This window comes from Bacillus sp. JHAA (genome assembly GCF_036961585.1).
Classification (GTDB): Bacteria; Bacillota; Bacilli; order Bacillales; family Bacillaceae; genus Bacillus; species Bacillus velezensis.
Genome location: NZ_JBAMDE010000001.1, coordinates 503213 through 519755, shown reverse-complemented (window position 1 = coordinate 519755; position 16543 = coordinate 503213). Strand labels below are relative to the sequence as shown.

The following is a 16543-nucleotide window of genomic DNA, read 5'->3' as shown; positions in this document are numbered from 1 at the left end:
GGTCCTCCTACTATGCCGATTTTTTGCGGTCCAGCAGCACCGCGATTAAAATGACGATTCCTTTGACGACGAGCTGATAAAAAGATGATACGCCGAGAAGGTTCAAGCCGTTGTTCAGCGTACCGATAATCAAAACCCCGATCAGCGTACCGATGATGCGCCCTCGACCGCCGGACAGGCTCGTTCCGCCGAGAACGACCGCTGCGATGGCGTCCAGCTCGTATGATTCCCCGGCCGTCGGCTGTGCGGAATTTAAGCGTGATGTCAGAATCGCTCCCGCCAGCGCTGATAATAAACCTGTCAGAGAATAGATCATGATCTTGATGCGGGGCACTTTGATTCCCGATATCAGCGCCGCTTTCTCATTGCCGCCGATGGCGTATGTCCGGCGGCCGAACGGTGTTTTGTGCAGAAGAACCCACAGGGCCGCAAACGCAATCAGCATCGTAATGGCAGGTACGGGAATGCCGAGAAAATAACCGCGTCCGAATAATTGAAATGCGTAATTTGAACCGAGCCCCGTAATCGGATTTCCGTCCGTATAGACGAGGGTCAGTCCGCGAAAGACGGTCATTGTCGCCAAAGTGGCGATGAACGGCGCCATTTTTCCTTTTGTGATTAATAATCCGTTTATCATGCCGAGTACGGCGCCGATTACGCAGCCGATGATGACGGCTAAGATCGGGTCGATGCCTGAGACCATCATACCTGCGACCAATGCGCTCGATAAGGCGAGGATGGCTCCGACAGAGAGATCAATGCCTCCCGTTAAAATGACAAACGTCATTCCGAATGCAATCAGAGCGTTAATCGCAACCTGCCGAAGAAGGTTGAGAATATTGAGGGGTTCAAGAAAACTCGGGTTTAAAACGGAAACGATCAGCACAAGAATCAGTAAGCCGAGAAACGGACCGAGTTTTTGTGTGAAGGTGTGAATGGAAAATCGCTTTTGTTCAGTTGATGTCATTGGTTCAGTTTTCATACTGCTGCCCTCCCGTGGCAAGTGTCATGATGTGTTCTTGTGTTGCGCCGGCCGCATTGATTTCTCCGCTGATGCGCCCTTCGTGGACGACGATGATTCTGTCACTCATGCCGAGAATTTCCGGCAGCTCGGAAGACACCATGATGATGGCGACTCCGCGATCGGTCAGTTCATTCATTAATGAATAGATTTCCCTTTTCGCGCCTACGTCAATGCCTCTTGTCGGTTCATCAAGGATGAGAACTTTCGGGCCGATTCCGATCCATTTGGCGATGACGACTTTTTGCTGATTTCCTCCTGATAAATGCCGGGCGGCGGTTTCCGGAGATGCGGTCTTAATGGTCAGACGCTTGATGAGCAGCTCAACGAACTCCGCCTCGCGTTTTCGATCAATGATGCCTTTCGGAGAGAAGCTGGTCAGGTTCGGCAAGGAGATATTTTCACGAATGGACGTATCCAGCAGCAGCCCTTCATCTTTGCGGTTCTCCGTAATCAGGCCGAGTCCCTTACGGATGGCATCGTACGGACCCCGAATGCCGGTTTTTCGGCCGGAAATCCAGATCTCTCCGGAATCGAGCCTGTCAATTCCGAACAGCGCCCTCATGATTTCTGTCCGTCCGGCACCCATTAAGCCGGAAACGCCGAGGATTTCTCCGGCGCTCACATGGAAACTGATCTGTGAAAAGCTTCCTTTTTTTGAGGCGTTTTTCACTTCGAGCACCTTATCGCTGAGTGACGGCGTGCGAGTCGGATACCGATCGGTCAGCTCCCGCCCGACCATTTTTTTGACCACTTCATCAAAATTAGTGTCTTTCATATGCGCCGTATCGACAGTGAGGCCGTCCCGCATAATGGTGATCCGGTCGCAAATCGAAAATATCTCTTCCATTCGGTGCGAAATATAGACGATGGATACGCCGTCCCGCTTTAACGCCGTCATCACGTCAAATAGTTTGCTGATTTCCCGTTCGGTCAGCGCCGCGGTCGGTTCGTCCATAATAATGACTTCGGCGTTTGTCATCAGCGCTTTGGCAATCTCAATCATCTGCTGCTGTCCGACGGAACATTGTCCGGCTTCCCGGTCAAGAGGAAGAGAGACTCCCAATTTTTCAAGCTGTGATTTTGCTAGCGCTTTCATTTTCTTCGTTTCCAAAACGCCGAACGCCGTCGTCAGCTCTTTGCCGATAAAAAGGTTTTCAAGCACCGTCATGTCCGGCCATATATTCAGTTCCTGATGGATAAAGGCAATTCCGTGCTTTTCGGCTTCCTTTGGATTGGAGAAGCTCATATTTGTTCCGTTTATCGTAATGTTTCCCTTGTCGAGCCGGTAGAGCCCGGTGAGCAGATTCATTAACGTCGATTTGCCCGCTCCGTTTTCTCCCATTAAAGCGTGGATTTCTCCCGGCAGAAGCTCAAATGAGACGCCGGATAGCACTTGGTTTTTGCCGAATGCTTTATGAATGTCTGTCATGCCGATGTGCATGCTGGATCCCTTCTTTCTAGAAAATCACACCCGCCTGCAGGATGCAGTTGGCGTATGGTGTCATTTCACCCGTTCGGATGACGGCTTTTGCTTTCTGTGTGAGCCGTTTGAATTCCTCATGGGACATGTACTCGATCGTCTGCGCTGAGAAATGGCTTTCTATGAAACTTGCATTCTCAGGATTTGCGTCTTTGATCTCGGAAGCGGCGATCACCTTTTCGACTGCCATCTCCCCGGCTACCAGGCTGGTCACGTCCCGAAAGGCGGGAACGCCCGCCGTTAAGGACAAATCAATTTTAGGGACACCGTCAGGGACGGGGAGACCCGCATCGGCGATTGCGATGAGGTCTGTATGCCCGAGATCAGCTAATACTTTGGCAATGTGGCTGTTTAACATTCCGTGTTTTTTCATGACAGCAGCTCCTCAACTTCTTTTCTGGCCGGCATCCCGCCTTGGGCGCCGAAGTGCTGCACGGACAGGGAGGCGGCGCGGTTGGCAAACAGGAGCGCTTGCTCAATGTCCCGTCCTTCCGCGAGTGCGACGGCAAGTGCCGCATTAAAGGTATCGCCGGCTCCCGTCGTGTCAACCGCTTCTGCAGGGAAGGCGGGAACAAGCCGTTCCGCGGTGCCGTCTGAGTAGCGCACGCCTTGTTTTCCTTCGGTAATGAACAGTTTGCCGGGATAGCCGGCGAGCGCTTCTTCTTTCGTCCGGTCAGGAAATAAAATGGACGCTTCATGTTCGTTCGGCGTAAGATATGCGGCATCCTCAATCGTCGATTGTTTCAGCGGCCGGGCCGGCGCGGGATTCAGGATAACCGGAATTTGCTGCGCGCGGCAGTAGCTGCACACTTCTTCAACGGTTTCTTCAGGAATCTCCTGCTGGATCAGCACGATATCAATGCCGGGAAGTTTTGCTAGCGCACTTTTGGCATAATCGGGGGAGATGTCATCGTTTGCGCCTTTTACGACGACGATGCTGTTGTCTCCTTCTGCGAGCACAATATGAGCCGTTCCGCTTTTTTTATGTGTAACCGTTTCCATATGGTCCGTATTGACACCGTTTGCCTTCAGGTTTTCAATAATCGCTTTTCCGTAGCTGTCATTGCCTGCTTTTCCTACCATATATACGTTTGCGCCCAGGCGGGAAGCGGCTACGGCCTGATTTGCGCCTTTTCCTCCGGGCACGGTTTGAAAGTCTGTGCCCAGTACGGTTTCACCGGCTTTCGGACGCCGTTCAGATGTGACGACAAGATCCATAGAACAGCTTCCGATAACACAAATTTCACTCATGGTGATCATCCTTTCTCGTCGTTTGTCTTCTTATGTAAGTCACGGGCATTTGAATGGCCGTCTCTTTCGGCGGCTCTTTCTTTATCAATTGCAGCAGCAGGTTTGCTGCTTGTTTTCCCATCTCATATGCAGGCTGGCGGATGGTTGAAAGCGGCGGAAACAAAAGCCTGCTCTGCGGAATATCGTCGTATCCGATGATCTGAATCTCCTCCGGAACTTTTTTGCCGAGCCGCAGCGCCTCATGGAGGACGGCAGCCGCCGCAATGTCGTTGCTGGCAATGACTCCGTCGGTTTCAGGGTATGCTGCAAACAATTCTTCTGCTAAAATGGCGGCATCCTTGATGGAAAATGAAGCGGCGGAGATGACATTGAACTGCGCGTTCGCTTTTTGCAGCACGTTAAGTGCGCCGTTAAAACGTTCCTGAGCGGTCGGAAGGTGGGCTGGGCCTTTGACAAGCGTGATGCTTGTGCTTTTGCCGCGAAGTATTTCCTCAGCCGCCCGTTTTCCGCCTGCCCGTCCGTCACTGAATACGGATGGGGCGCCTTCTTTTGTCCGGTCCAGAAATACGACCGGGTAAAGGCTGCCGCTGTATTCGGGAAGGTCGGGGTAATGGGTGGCCGCCAAAATACCGGCAACTTGATTTTGTTTAAATGTTTGCAGGTAGTCGAGTTCTTTTTCCAATTCTTCATCGCTGTTGCCGATGATCAGCCGGTATCCTTCCCGCTGCAACTCGTCTTCAGCGCCGCGGGCAAGCTGAGGGAAAAAGGGATTCGTAATATCCGGAAGCAAAAGCCCGACCAGTCTGGATTCTCTTTTATAAAGAGAGCGGGCAACTTCATTCGGATAATAATTCAGCTTCTCCATGGCAAGCATGACCTTCGTTCGTGTATCTTCATGCACGTAGCCGTTGTCATTGAGGACACGCGAAACCGTGGCAACAGAGACGCCGGCAGCGCCTGCGACATCTTTAATCGTTGCCAACAAACACTCCTCCTTCAACTATGTAACCGTTTACATAAAAAGAGTAACACGAATCATTTCGGTTGGCAACAAAAAAAGAGACCGCGGTCTCTTTTAGTTCACGATGCCGATTTGTGAGATACTCACTTTGATATCAGGGATTATCTCGATGGAAGGATAGACCCCACGCCAATTGAGCAGCTTGCCCCGCTCATAATAATGGGTTTGATATTTCCGGCCGATGCCGAGGATATCCGAGTTGTGCTCCTGAATATGGCTGATCACCGATCTGGCCTGGCTGTTCAAATTTGCTGAGGCTTGTTTGTTTATTTGGTCGATTGCCGTATAAGAATTCAGCTTGTCCTTTGGATATTCCAAGACGCGTGCATTCAGCTTTAAACGGATTTTCACTTTTATATGCTGCGGATCTGTATCTATAAATACAATCTTTCGCGTGGCATCCGTGATGCCGAGAGAAAGATAATTTTCAATATCCATTTTGTATTTGTCCCACAGCTTCAGATTAATATTAGCCGATTTATTAAATTGCCCGCTTAAAAGGGTCAGGAGGGTCGAATCCTGACCGAGCACCTCAGTCACTTTCCGCTGGCCGCTGAACAGGGCAGAACCCTCTACCTTTATCGTCTGTCCGTTAATCGATAAATAAGGAAGGGCGAAATCCTTATCAGCCGTCAGCATGCTTGAACGGATGGATTGCAAATTTTCCATGCTGATATTTGATTCCGCATTAGCGCTTGTTAATAAATTCGTTAAATACTTGCTGACGATCAATTTCTGCCGGACGATCAGCTTCAGCACTTCAATCGCCTCGCCGTCTTTTACAACCGCCGGATGAGCGAGAAGCGGGCTTTTCGGATCTCTGTAGAAGACATCGAGATAAGGAAAAAGCGGTTTTTCCGCCATTTTCTCACCGATTAATAAGACTCTTTGCTTGGACGTGTCAATGCGCTGATCGACAAGCTTATCCAATTGAAACCGCGCTTCACGGATGGTGTGCCCGGAAGCGCTGAGCACCGTCGTAATGAATGAGCCGCCCGTTTCCTGTTCCGCCTGGGAGGACTGAACCTTCCGATAGGTGATGCCGATTTTATTTTTACCGTCATGATCAACATCAAGGCTTGCGGTCAGCACGAGAGAAATATCTTTCAGCAAATTTTGATCCCAGCAGCCCGCAAGTGTCAGGCTTGCGCACATGAGACTGATAAGAACCGCTTTTTTAATGCGCATGGCGGACACCCTTTTTGCGTACAAGGACAATCAATACCATAAACAACGGAAACAAATACACAAACACAATATCGGAAAAGCGGAAAAACTGATCCAGCTGCTGTATCGTTTTATCTGTGCTTGTGGCCCAAATAGACAGAAGGAAGACGAGCAGGGCCAGCGGATAAACAAACCGGCTGTGATCTTTTTGATTGAACAGCTTGGCAATGCCGGTGCTTGCCAAGTAAAACACGTTGGCCAGCGTTGAAAAGACGGTCACGAACCAAAACGTCAAAAAGAGCAGATCCGTCCGTTCGATAATTCTGAATGAAACGGTTTTTAACAGGTACAGCACAGGCTCCGGGATCATTTTTATTTCTTCGGGGCTGATTGTGACAAAGCAAGTAAGGGTGATATACAGGTAATAAAGGATAATCAAGATGTTTGAAATCGTCAGTATTTTGTAGCGCTGGCTGACGGTGCAGTTGATTAGGGGCCCGATCACGAGCGCCGCCTGAAAGCCGGTAATGCTGACAAGTGTTTGCTGCACCCCGGTAAGCATGTCTTTTGCGGTTCCGTGAAAAATCGGCATAATGTATGTGATATCGGCTTTTCCCAGCGTGTATAAAAGCGGCAGAGAGATCAGCAGCAAAAACGGCGTTAAAATAAAGCTGAACCTGGCGATCGCATTCAGCGGAGCCTGGGCGATATAGACAGAACCGAGGATCAGCATTAAGCTGATCACCCAATTTGGAGTCTGAGGGAGCACCCAGATATCCAATATCCGTGTAAATACAGAAAGAATGAGCGTGCAGAGAAACGCGAAATATAAAATATACAGCACCTGCACCCCTTTGCCGGCAAGTGTTCCGAACACCTCCTCCAGCATTTCGTACAGGTTCAGCTTCGGAAACCGGTGAAATAATATCATATACAGGCTGAATGTAAGCTGGACGAGCAATCCGGTAAGCAGAATGGAAATCCATCCGCTGCTTCCCGATCTCATCATCAGTAAATGGGGAAGCGCCAAAATGCCGATGCTGATCTGCGTCTGATTAATGAAAAACACGCCTTGAAGCGGGCTTATTTTTTTAGGCTTCATCTTTTCTCCACCCCCGAACATGTTTCATCTGCTTTGAGTCTTGCGGTCTCAAATAAAAAGGCCTTCTTTTAATAAACCAAGCCGGCAGCCGGATAAATGCATCCTTCAAGTCACTGAAATGAAACGGCGTCAGAGATGATAAATAAGGAACGCCGAGTGATTCAAGCTTGCACAGGTTCATCAGAATAAGCCCGAAGCCGAGTGCGATGCCGATAAAACCGAACGAGGATGCCAGAAACATAAGCGGAAATCTGAGCGTTCGGATGGACGTGCTCATTTCATATGAAGGAAGCACAAAAGAAGAAACAGCTGTAACGGCTACGACGATAATCATCATATTAGAAATGAGTCCCGCCTGAACGACTGCGTCACCGATCACGAGACCGCCGACAATGCCGATCGTCTGACTGATCGGTCTCGGCAGTCTGATACCGGCTTCGCGGATCAGTTCAATCGTAATTTCCATAATCATGGCTTCTATCAGCGGGGGAAAGGGAATATCAACAATCGAATTTTTCATGGTGATAATCAGATCGTTGGGAATGACTTCAAAATGAAACGCAATCAGCGCGATATAAAAAGCGGGCAGCGTAATCGCGATCATAAAGGCGAAAAATCTCAGCACTCTTAAAAAACTGGCGGAAATCCATCTCGTGCTGTAGTCGTCCGGAGATTGAAAAAAGGAAAAGAATGTGATCGGCGCAATCAAAGCCGACGGACTCCCGTCCATCATGATCAGTACACAGCCTTCCATTACGCATGCTTTTGCTTTATCCGGCCGTTCCGTATGAATGATCTGCGGAAAAATGGAAAACGAATTATCTTCTATTGATTCCTCGATAATCCCGGGCGCAAGCACGCTGTCTATACGCAAGTATGACAGGCGCCGCTTCACTTCCTCCACAATCTCCGGATTGGCGATATTCTCAACAAAGATAACCGCAACCTTTGATTTGGCTCTTTCCCCGATATCCATATAATGAACGGAGAGATGGCGGTCCTGTATGTGAAACCGCAGCTGATGAATGTTCGTTTCCAAACTTTCCACAAACCCGTCATGGGCGCCGCGGACGATACTTTCAGATTCGGGTTCCATAATGGAACGCAGCGGATTCTGGCCGACGGAAAACAGCTTCGCTTTCCTCGATGCATCGCTGAGAAAAACAACCTGTCCTGCCAAAATCCCGTCAATGAGTTTTCTGATTTCATCCGTTTCCGCACTGCTGACGGCATTCATCGTTTCCTCAAGCGGGCCGTTCTGCAGGGTGTCGCTTAACAGAAACTCATTCAGCTTCTGTTCTTCTATCATTTGTTCAATATAAAAGAAAGCGGTATGACGGTCCTGCAGTTTAATCCTTCGTATTTTAAAATCACCGCAAACACACATCAGCTCCTGCATTTCCCGTACAGCCGATTCAAAATCGCCGGGAATCCGTTTGTTTTGTTTATCCGCAGACATCAGACCGCCTCCTTCCCTGGTTATCTGTAGTTTTCAGCGGGTATTCCTTTTTTATGCATTCTATAAAATAGAGGAGTTCCTCGATGTTTTACCAAGAACTTCACAATTATGGATGAATATTTCTTGAACGAATATAAAGATTTATTAAAATTATTTCAAAAGAGTGATAAACGTCCTGTAAATGGTTTAAAAGGAGAAAGGCTTTCCGCATATAAAATGTGTATTTCTTGTAAACACTCCGGACCCGTCTTATTCTGTGATGTACCAGTCATTCCGCTAGTTATTTTGGAATGGGACTGAAAGCAGGATACGGGGGAAAAATGAATGACTTTAAGACCTTATCCTTAACAAAACAGGCAGTCTGCACACAGCGGACAGAGAGTCCCGAAACGTATGCGCAGTGCGAAAAACGCTGATACAAGCGGGCTGGAAAAGATGGATTATCATTACATCTTTTTCTTCCGGAACGCGAATAGTTCCATTGGTCCAAATGAATTTCTGCGCGAAAATGTAAACGTATTCATTTTTCTTTTGAAAAGTTGAAGTAAGGTTGAAGTCCTGCCTATTCCCAAAAAAAGCAATTCGATAATAGGAAGAATAGCGTCACTAATAGAGAAGTTTGGCTCAGTGAAAGCGGGAAGATTATGTTACATAATGCCGATTGAGAATTCATAGTGAAGCTATATACTGATGAATGAATTTATCAATACAGAAGGAGATGTCAAAAATCAATGTGGTTACTCATTATAGCCTGTGCTGCCGTACTAATCATCGGAATCATTGAAAAAAGGCGGCATCAGAAGAATATCGATGCTCTGCCAGTACGCGTCAATATTAATGGTATCCGCGGAAAGTCAACCGTAACGAGGCTGACGACCGGAATACTGATGGAGGCGGGCTACAAAACAGTCGGAAAAACGACGGGAACAGATGCAAGGATGATCTATTGGGATACACCTGAGGAGAAACCGATCAAACGGAAACCGCAGGGCCCGAATATCGGCGAGCAAAAAGAAGTAATGAAGGAAACCGTAGAACGGGGCGCCAATGCCATTGTCAGTGAATGTATGGCGGTAAACCCGGATTATCAGATTATCTTTCAGGAAGAACTCCTTCAAGCCAACATCGGCGTCATCGTGAATGTGCTTGAAGACCATATGGACGTCATGGGGCCGACGCTTGATGAAATCGCTGAAGCATTTACCGCGACGATACCGTATAACGGTCACCTTGTCATTACAGACAGTGAATACACAGACTTCTTTAAAGAAAAAGCCGCAGAGCGGAATACCGAGGTTATTATTGCGGATAACTCTAAAATTACAGATGAATACCTTCGAAAATTTGAATATATGGTCTTTCCTGATAACGCTTCCCTTGCGCTCGGCGTTGCCCAGGCACTTGGGATAGATGAAGAAACGGCGTTTAAAGGAATGCTGAATGCGCCGCCTGATCCTGGCGCCATGAGAATCCTGCCGCTGCTCAGCACGAAGGAGCCCGGTCATTTCGTAAACGGCTTTGCCGCAAATGATGCATCTTCTACTTTAAATATATGGAAACGTGTAAAGGAAATCGGCTACCCGACAGATGAACCGATCGTTATTATGAACTGCCGCGCCGACCGTGTGGACAGAACGATTCAGTTCGCAAACGACGTGCTTCCGTACATTAAAACGAAGGAACTCATACTTATCGGCGAGACGACTGAACCGATCGTCAGAGCTTATGAAGAAGGCAAGATTCCTGCCGATACATTGCACGATCTGGAATATAAATCAACAGACGAAATCATGGACGTGCTGAAAACAAGAATGCAAAACCGTGTCATATATGGCGTCGGCAATATCCACGGTTCAGCGGAACCATTAATTGAAAAAATTCAAGAGTATAAGGTGAAACAGCTCGTTAGCTAGGAGGAAAAGGATAAATGTTCGGATCAGATTTATACATCTCACTTATTTTAGGCGTGTTAATCAGTTTAATTTTCGCGGAAAAAACAGGTATCGTACCTGCCGGTTTAGTCGTGCCGGGTTATTTAGGGCTCGTTTTTAACCAGCCGGTCTTTATTTTACTCGTATTGTTAGTGAGTCTTCTTACATACGTGATCGTCAAATACGGTTTATCCAGATTTATGATTTTGTACGGACGCAGAAAATTCGCAGCTATGCTGATAACGGGAATCTGCTTAAAAATCGCCCTTGATTTCCTTTACCCGATCGTACCGTTTGAGATATCAGAATTCCGCGGAATCGGTATCATCGTACCGGGTCTGATCGCCAATACCATTCAGAAACAGGGATTAACGATTACATTTGCCAGCACGCTGTTCTTAAGCGGCGCAACTTTTGCCATTATGTTTGCTTACTACTTAATCTAATGTAAGGTGTGTCAAACGATGAAAAAACAATTAAGCTTTCAAGAAAAACTGCTGAAGCTGACCAAACAGCAGAAAAAGAAGACCAATCTTCACGTTTTTATCGCGCTGCCGATCGTCTTTTGCCTGATGTTCGTCTGCATCCTGACAGGGAAGGCGGAAACGCCGAGTGTGAAAAGAAATGCCGATGACCTTGTATCTGCCTCATTCGTCGGAGATATTATGATGGGCCGGAATGTCGAGAAAGTGACAAAGCATAAAGGCACGGAAAGTGTCTTCCGTTACGCACAGCCATTCTTCGAAGCATCCGACTATGTGTCGGGGAACTTTGAAAACCCGGTTACATATAAAAAGAACTACAAAGAAGCAGAAAAAAATATCCACCTTCAGTCAAACAAAGATGCCGTAAAAGTATTGAAGGACATGAATTTCACCGTTCTCACGGCAGCCAACAACCATGCGATGGATTACGGCCCTCAAGGAATGCGGGATACGGTTGAAGAGTTTTCAAAGCAAAATCTTGAACTTGTCGGCGCGGGCCTCACGCTGAAGGAAGCCGAGCAGAACATTTCTTATCAAGATGTAAACGGAATCAAAATCGCAACACTGGGTTTCACTGATGTTTCCGGAAAAGGCTTTGCAGCTAAACGAAATGCGCCGGGTGTGCTTCCGGCCGATCCAGAGCTGTTTATTCCGATGATTTCTAAAGCCAAAAAGAAAGCCGATCTTGTCATTGTTCAAACACACTGGGGACAGGAATACGATAATGATCCGAATGACAGACAGCGCCAATTGGCAAGAGCAATGTCAGATGCCGGAGCGGATATTATCGTCGGACACCATCCGCACGTGCTAGAACCGATCGAAATGTACCACGGCACCGTTATTTTCTACAGCCTGGGCAACTTCGTATTCGACCAGGGGTGGACAAGAACGAGAGACACGGCGCTTGTTCAATATCATCTGCAGAAAAACGGCACGGGACGCTTTGAAGTCACGCCGATGAATATTCATGAAGCAACACCTGCACCGGTTAAAAAAGGCAGCATCAATCATAAAACGATCGTACGTGAACTGACGAAAGAATCGAATTTCGATTGGAGCGTCAAGGATGGAAAATTAACGTTTGATGTGGATCACAGCGATATCTTAAAAAAGAAAGCGGAGTGAAAAACAAATGAAAATCATTAAAGCGGGATGGCCGTTTGCCGCGATCATTATGGTATTTATGTTTATGTCAGCGTTTAAATACAATGATCAGCTCACAGATCAGGAAAAACAAAAAATCGACACGGAAATGCAAAAGATTCAGCAAGAGGACACAGCGGGCGCAAAATAAGCGCATGATTCCGCTTGCCGGCATATTGTTTGTTCCGAATCCAGTAAAGAATGCCCATATCGGGCATTCTTTTTTTGTGTGCTCTCCTAAACATTTGTTAAAAGTTACCGATGTAAAAACTACTAAAAATGAGGAGAGTGAATAGAAAACATGCTCACAAGCTGGAGGAAGTACATCCTTGCCGGCCTTATGATTTGTCTTGTGGCACCCGCAGTAACGAGAACGGAAATTGCTGAAGCGGATTCTCAAGTTTCTGTCCTGATGGTTTCAGACGCGCAAAAACTTGTCGGAAATAAATATGTTTACGGAGGCGAAGAGCCTGAGGACGGTTTTGATCCGTCCGGATTGATGCATTATCTTTTCAGCAGGCAGAACATCCATCTGCCGAGAACGGTCAGTGATCAATGGAAAGTCGGAGCCGCCGTCAAAGAAAATGACCTTTTACCGGGAGATCTTGTGTTTTTCAAAAAGTCAGATTCAACACAAAACGCACCCGTCCATGACGGTCTTTATATCGGAAACGGAGAGATGATACACAGTTCTCCGTCAGAAGGCGTAACCGTCACACGGTTTCAAAAAAGCAGTTATTGGATGAATTTATATCTTGGCGCAAAGCGGATTACAAAAGATCCGGAACTGGCTGATGACCCGATCGTTCAGGAGGCAGCCCGTTACCTTGACATTCCGTATGTATTCGGCGGAAGCACGCCCGAGGAGGGATTCGACTGTTCGGGGCTGGTCCAATATGTTTTTGAAAACAAGCTTCACATTTACCTGCCTAGATCAGCGGAACAGCAGTGGCTGGTCGGTGAGAAAATCAAACTGAGCGGCATAAAGCCCGGGGACGTGATTTATTTCAGCGACACGTATAAAAAAGGAATTTCCCATGCGGGCATTTATGCGGGAGAGGGAAGGTTCATCCAAGCAAGCCGCTCCGAAAAAGTCACCATTTCTTACTTGTCGGAAGATTACTGGAAAAAACATTTTACAGGTGTGCGCCGATTCAGCAATTTAGCCATTTCTAAAGAAAATCCCGTTGTGTCCACAGCGGCCGATCATATCGGAATTTCTTATCTGAAAGGCGGCGTTTTACCGGAAACCGGCTTTGATACGGCGGGATTTGTTCAATACATCTATCAAAAAGCGAAAGGAATCAGCCTGCCGCGTTATGCGGACAAGCAGATGCAGGCGGGCGTTCCGGTCGATAAACAAGATCTGAAGCCCGGCGATCTGGTCTTCTTTAAAGCGGAAAGCCTGAATCCGGCCATTTATATCGGGAGCGGACAAGTGATTCATGTCACCGTGTCCGCAGGCGTTACCATAACAAATATGAACACAAGCGCTTATTGGAAGGACAAATATGCGGGCGGGATCCGGCTTCCGTAAAAAAAGACGTCAGAGAGTGTCTCTGACGTCTTTTTCTTTTACCGTTTCGGCGCTCTGTATCCGGCCGCTACCGCATCCTCTATGGAACAGAACATTTCCGCGGGATCTGTCGTCCGGTCGTAGTATGTACTTCCCGGCGTGTGATAAATGCCGTTCCGGCTGCCTTTAATGTCGCATCCCTGTGAGGTGCCGGCTGCTTTCGTTTCGGCATGTCCGCCGGAGGAAGGGGCGTTGTTTTGCGCCGTTTCCGCGTTTTCGGATGTTTTTGTTTCTGCTTTCTGCCGCTTTAAAGTTTTATTTTCTGACTGAAGCGTTTCAGCGGACTTTTCGAGCTTCTTTTGTGAATTTTTTAATTTCTCATTGTCTTGTTTGAGTGATTTGTTTGTTTTTTTCAGCTCACTTATCTCTTGGCTGAGTTTGCTGAGTTTTTCTTCATTGCCGGCTTCGGCTTCGGATTTCTCCTTTTCGGCCGCGGCACTGATGCTTTCATATTTTTTCTCAAGCGCCTGGTGTTCCTTCGTCAATTTTTGATAAGCGGTATCAAGGGTGCTGTATTTCTCCTCTGCCTTCACGGCCGAGGCGTCCGGCTCTGCGAGGGAGGCGCCGGTCAGAAGCAGGATAAATCCGCCGATGAGAAGGGGCCAAAACAGCTTTTTTGAAAAACGTTTTTCTTTTTTGGCAGCTTTGCATATGAGGTGGAATATTCCGTATCCGACTGCGCAGAGAAAAGCTAAACATCCTATAATAGCGATTGCATTCGACATCATGAAACTCCTTTTTTCTTTATCTTACAATTTATTTTCATTTTTGGGAATTTCTTTTTTGGAAAACGTGAAAAGCCAGGCCGTGAAAGACCTGGCTTTTTCCTTTTATTGATCGTTGTCGAGAAGCCGGTTGATGAAATATGCGACGCCGTTTTCATCGTTGCTTTTTGTAATATACGTGCTTTTTTCCTTCAGTTCATCAATCGCATTGCCCATGGCGATGCGGTTTCCCGCCGCTTCAAACATGGAGAAATCATTCGGGCTGTCGCCGATGGCGTAAATATCCTGTTTTTCAATTCCGTACAGTGAGGCAAGCTCCGTCAGAGCACGTCCCTTTCCGGAACCGGCAGGGAGGATTTCGATAATGTGTTTTCCGGAAGATGTCTGGGATAATTTCGGATGATGTGTAATTTCTTCTTTGGCGTTTCTCAGTTTTTCCATATCAAAAGAGAAACAAAGAAGCTTGTAAACATGTTCGTCTCCGTTAAAAATCGCCTGTATATCCTGTACGGGTTTAATGCCGAATTGTTTGAACTGCGTCTTTGCGCCCTCCCATAATGTCTGAATATCTTCCTTGGGATTGGCGCTTTTCAGAATATCCAGTTCTGCCTGCAGTTTGGACTCGCCGTCAAATGGGGACAGCAGATGATCATCTGTATAGACCTCAAAGTAAATGTCTTTGTCCGTTAAATAAGCGGCGATATCCTTCCCGGCCTGCTGATCCATTAAGAGCCGGCTGACGGAGCGGTATCCTTTGTCATGGACTGTCCCGCCGTTTGCCGCAATGATCGGAATATCTAAATCCTTCAAGAGCGCTTTTACATCAAACGTGGCTCTGCCCGTGCAGATGGCCACGAGAATGCCCGCTTCATCCGCTCTTTGTAAAGCCGCTCTGTTTTCCGGAGAAATCACACTGTCCGAGTTCAGTAATGTGCCGTCTAAGTCAATGGCTATCAATTTCATATGTATGGATGCCCTCCTTAAAAATAAAGCTGCTTCATGTAGTATGTTCAGCTTTGTGTGAAATCAGCAGAAAGCCTTCAGTTAAAAGGCTATACCTTCATGTCCTTTTTTTCAACAGAAAAACGGCGGGGTTTCTAAAACCCCGCCGTGACGTCTTACGCGTCTAAATCATTTTTTAATTTTGTTTTTACTTCTTGAAGGTTTTCCTCATTCAGCTTGAAGTAATAAATATTTTTGCCGTACTGAGGAGTGTAAATATAGCTGTCTGAACCTGTCAGCTGCAAAGAATCCACCGATTTCAGCGATGTGATAAACGGGAACAGACCGATGGCGTCATTAAGAGATAAGTTCATTTTTAAGTTTTTCCCTAAGCTGTCGACGATATCGTCATAAGAAGGGATCGAGCTTAACGATTTAGATTTTTTAATAATGGCGCTCAGCACCTCCATCTGTCTTTGTCCGCGCATCAGATCGGTGTCCGCTTTGCGTGTTCTTACATAAGCCAGTGCCTGCTCACCGTCAAGCGTCTGGACGCCCGGCTTCAGCACGACTTTTCCTTTTGTATCGACTTTAATACGATCGGCAATTTTCTGGCTTTTCACATTTACCGTAACGCCGTTCAACTCATTGACGACATCGCGGAACGCGTCGAAGTTGCTCTCAACCACATAATCTACCGGAATATCAAGCATGTTTTCTACTGTTTTATAAGTTAAATTATAACCGCCGTAAGCATGTGCGTGCGCGAATTTGTCATAGCCGTGTCCCGGGATGTTGACATAGGAATCCCGCGGAATGCTGAGCATCGTCGCTGTTTTCTTTTTCCGGTTGAAGGTGACGAGCACGTTGGCGTCACTTCTTGCGTCATCTACTGATTCGCCCTTATTGTCACGGGCGTCTATTCCTAAAAGCAATACGGTGAAAGAATCCTTCTTCGGGTCAAATTCTTTGATCCGTTTTACGGACTGGTCGCCGCGGTCAAGGCTGACGTGCGCTTCTTTGGTCGCATTATTCAATTTCACAAATGCGTAGGTGCCGACGGAACCGGCGATCACCAATAAGAAAGCGGCGAATACCAGTACAAATTTCACCCATTTTCTGAGGCGTCTTTTCTTTTTTCTGCGTTGAGATCGTTCTTCCATATCATTACCTCTCGTTTCTATTCTTTGTGAAGCGTACCATGATTGTTGACTTGGAGCAACTCTGCAAATGA

General features: G+C 47.1%; 16 protein-coding genes. 5 read left to right on the top strand and 11 right to left on the bottom strand.

Annotated elements, in window-relative coordinates; genetic code table 11:
- Window positions 1-10 precede the first annotated feature (10 nt).
- The 8 genes from rbsC to V7728_RS02565 all read right to left on the bottom strand — a co-directional run bounded on the left by rbsC (window position 11) and on the right by V7728_RS02565 (window position 8504).
- Window positions 11-982: a ribose ABC transporter permease RbsC gene (gene rbsC, locus V7728_RS02600; protein WP_012118605.1), complete on the bottom strand. Its 972-nt coding sequence runs from the start codon at window positions 980-982 to the stop codon at window positions 11-13.
- Window positions 972-2465, bottom strand: a complete 1494-nt coding sequence (locus V7728_RS02595) for a sugar ABC transporter ATP-binding protein (protein WP_099567141.1) — start codon at window positions 2463-2465, stop codon at window positions 972-974. Before V7728_RS02595 ends, rbsC begins: the two co-directional genes overlap by 11 nt.
- A gap of 16 nt (window positions 2466-2481) precedes the next feature.
- Complete coding sequence (gene rbsD / locus V7728_RS02590; protein ID WP_007407521.1) at window positions 2482-2877, bottom strand: D-ribose pyranase; 396 nt, start codon at window positions 2875-2877, stop codon at window positions 2482-2484.
- Window positions 2874-3755 carry a ribokinase gene (gene rbsK, locus V7728_RS02585; protein WP_099567140.1) on the bottom strand — a complete coding sequence of 294 codons (882 nt, stop codon included), beginning with the start codon at window positions 3753-3755 and terminating at the stop codon, window positions 2874-2876. The genes rbsD and rbsK overlap by 4 nt, the downstream gene beginning before the upstream one ends.
- Window positions 3748-4737, bottom strand: a complete 990-nt coding sequence (locus V7728_RS02580) for a LacI family DNA-binding transcriptional regulator (RefSeq protein ID WP_099567139.1) — start codon at window positions 4735-4737, stop codon at window positions 3748-3750. The genes rbsK and V7728_RS02580 overlap by 8 nt, the downstream gene beginning before the upstream one ends.
- 93 nt (window positions 4738-4830) lie before the next feature.
- Window positions 4831-5964 carry a Ger(x)C family spore germination protein gene (locus tag V7728_RS02575; RefSeq protein WP_015240718.1) on the bottom strand — a complete coding sequence of 378 codons (1134 nt, stop codon included), beginning with the start codon at window positions 5962-5964 and terminating at the stop codon, window positions 4831-4833.
- Entirely contained in the window at window positions 5954-7045 is a 1092-nt protein-coding gene (locus tag V7728_RS02570) for a GerAB/ArcD/ProY family transporter (RefSeq protein WP_025285377.1), read from the bottom strand. The genes V7728_RS02575 and V7728_RS02570 overlap by 11 nt, the downstream gene beginning before the upstream one ends.
- The gene (locus V7728_RS02565; protein WP_015240716.1) at window positions 7035-8504 is read right to left on the bottom strand and encodes a spore germination protein; all 1470 of its coding nucleotides are present in this window, start codon (window positions 8502-8504) and stop codon (window positions 7035-7037) included. Before V7728_RS02565 ends, V7728_RS02570 begins: the two co-directional genes overlap by 11 nt.
- 731 nt (window positions 8505-9235) lie before the next feature.
- Between V7728_RS02565 and pgsB the strand changes: the two genes are divergently transcribed.
- The 5 genes from pgsB to V7728_RS02540 all read left to right on the top strand — a co-directional run bounded on the left by pgsB (window position 9236) and on the right by V7728_RS02540 (window position 13603).
- A complete protein-coding gene (gene pgsB / locus V7728_RS02560) occupies window positions 9236-10417 on the top strand; it encodes a poly-gamma-glutamate synthase PgsB (RefSeq protein WP_003151337.1) in 1182 nt (393 codons plus the stop codon).
- Window positions 10418-10431: 14 nt separating this feature from the next.
- Complete coding sequence (gene pgsC / locus V7728_RS02555; protein ID WP_003151340.1) at window positions 10432-10881, top strand: poly-gamma-glutamate biosynthesis protein PgsC; 450 nt, start codon at window positions 10432-10434, stop codon at window positions 10879-10881.
- Window positions 10882-10899: 18 nt separating this feature from the next.
- Window positions 10900-12048 (top strand): CapA family protein, encoded by a 1149-nt coding sequence (locus tag V7728_RS02550; RefSeq protein WP_015240714.1) that lies wholly within the window; start codon window positions 10900-10902, stop codon window positions 12046-12048.
- A gap of 7 nt (window positions 12049-12055) precedes the next feature.
- Window positions 12056-12217, top strand: coding sequence for a hypothetical protein (locus V7728_RS02545; RefSeq protein WP_003151344.1), 162 nt, complete (start codon window positions 12056-12058; stop codon window positions 12215-12217).
- Between the two features lie 150 nt (window positions 12218-12367).
- Window positions 12368-13603 (top strand): C40 family peptidase, encoded by a 1236-nt coding sequence (locus V7728_RS02540; protein WP_099567138.1) that lies wholly within the window; start codon window positions 12368-12370, stop codon window positions 13601-13603.
- 38 nt (window positions 13604-13641) lie between these two features.
- On the opposite strand, the gene V7728_RS02535 is transcribed toward V7728_RS02540, so the two are convergent.
- The 3 genes from V7728_RS02535 to V7728_RS02525 all read right to left on the bottom strand — a co-directional run bounded on the left by V7728_RS02535 (window position 13642) and on the right by V7728_RS02525 (window position 16472).
- A complete protein-coding gene (locus V7728_RS02535; RefSeq protein ID WP_076424621.1) occupies window positions 13642-14367 on the bottom strand; it encodes a sunset domain-containing protein in 726 nt (241 codons plus the stop codon).
- A 105-nt stretch (window positions 14368-14472) separates the two neighbouring features.
- Complete coding sequence (locus V7728_RS02530) at window positions 14473-15330, bottom strand: Cof-type HAD-IIB family hydrolase (RefSeq protein WP_025285373.1); 858 nt, start codon at window positions 15328-15330, stop codon at window positions 14473-14475.
- Window positions 15331-15485: 155 nt separating this feature from the next.
- Window positions 15486-16472 carry an LCP family protein gene (locus V7728_RS02525; protein ID WP_012118595.1) on the bottom strand — a complete coding sequence of 329 codons (987 nt, stop codon included), beginning with the start codon at window positions 16470-16472 and terminating at the stop codon, window positions 15486-15488.
- Window positions 16473-16543: the final 71 nt, after the last annotated feature.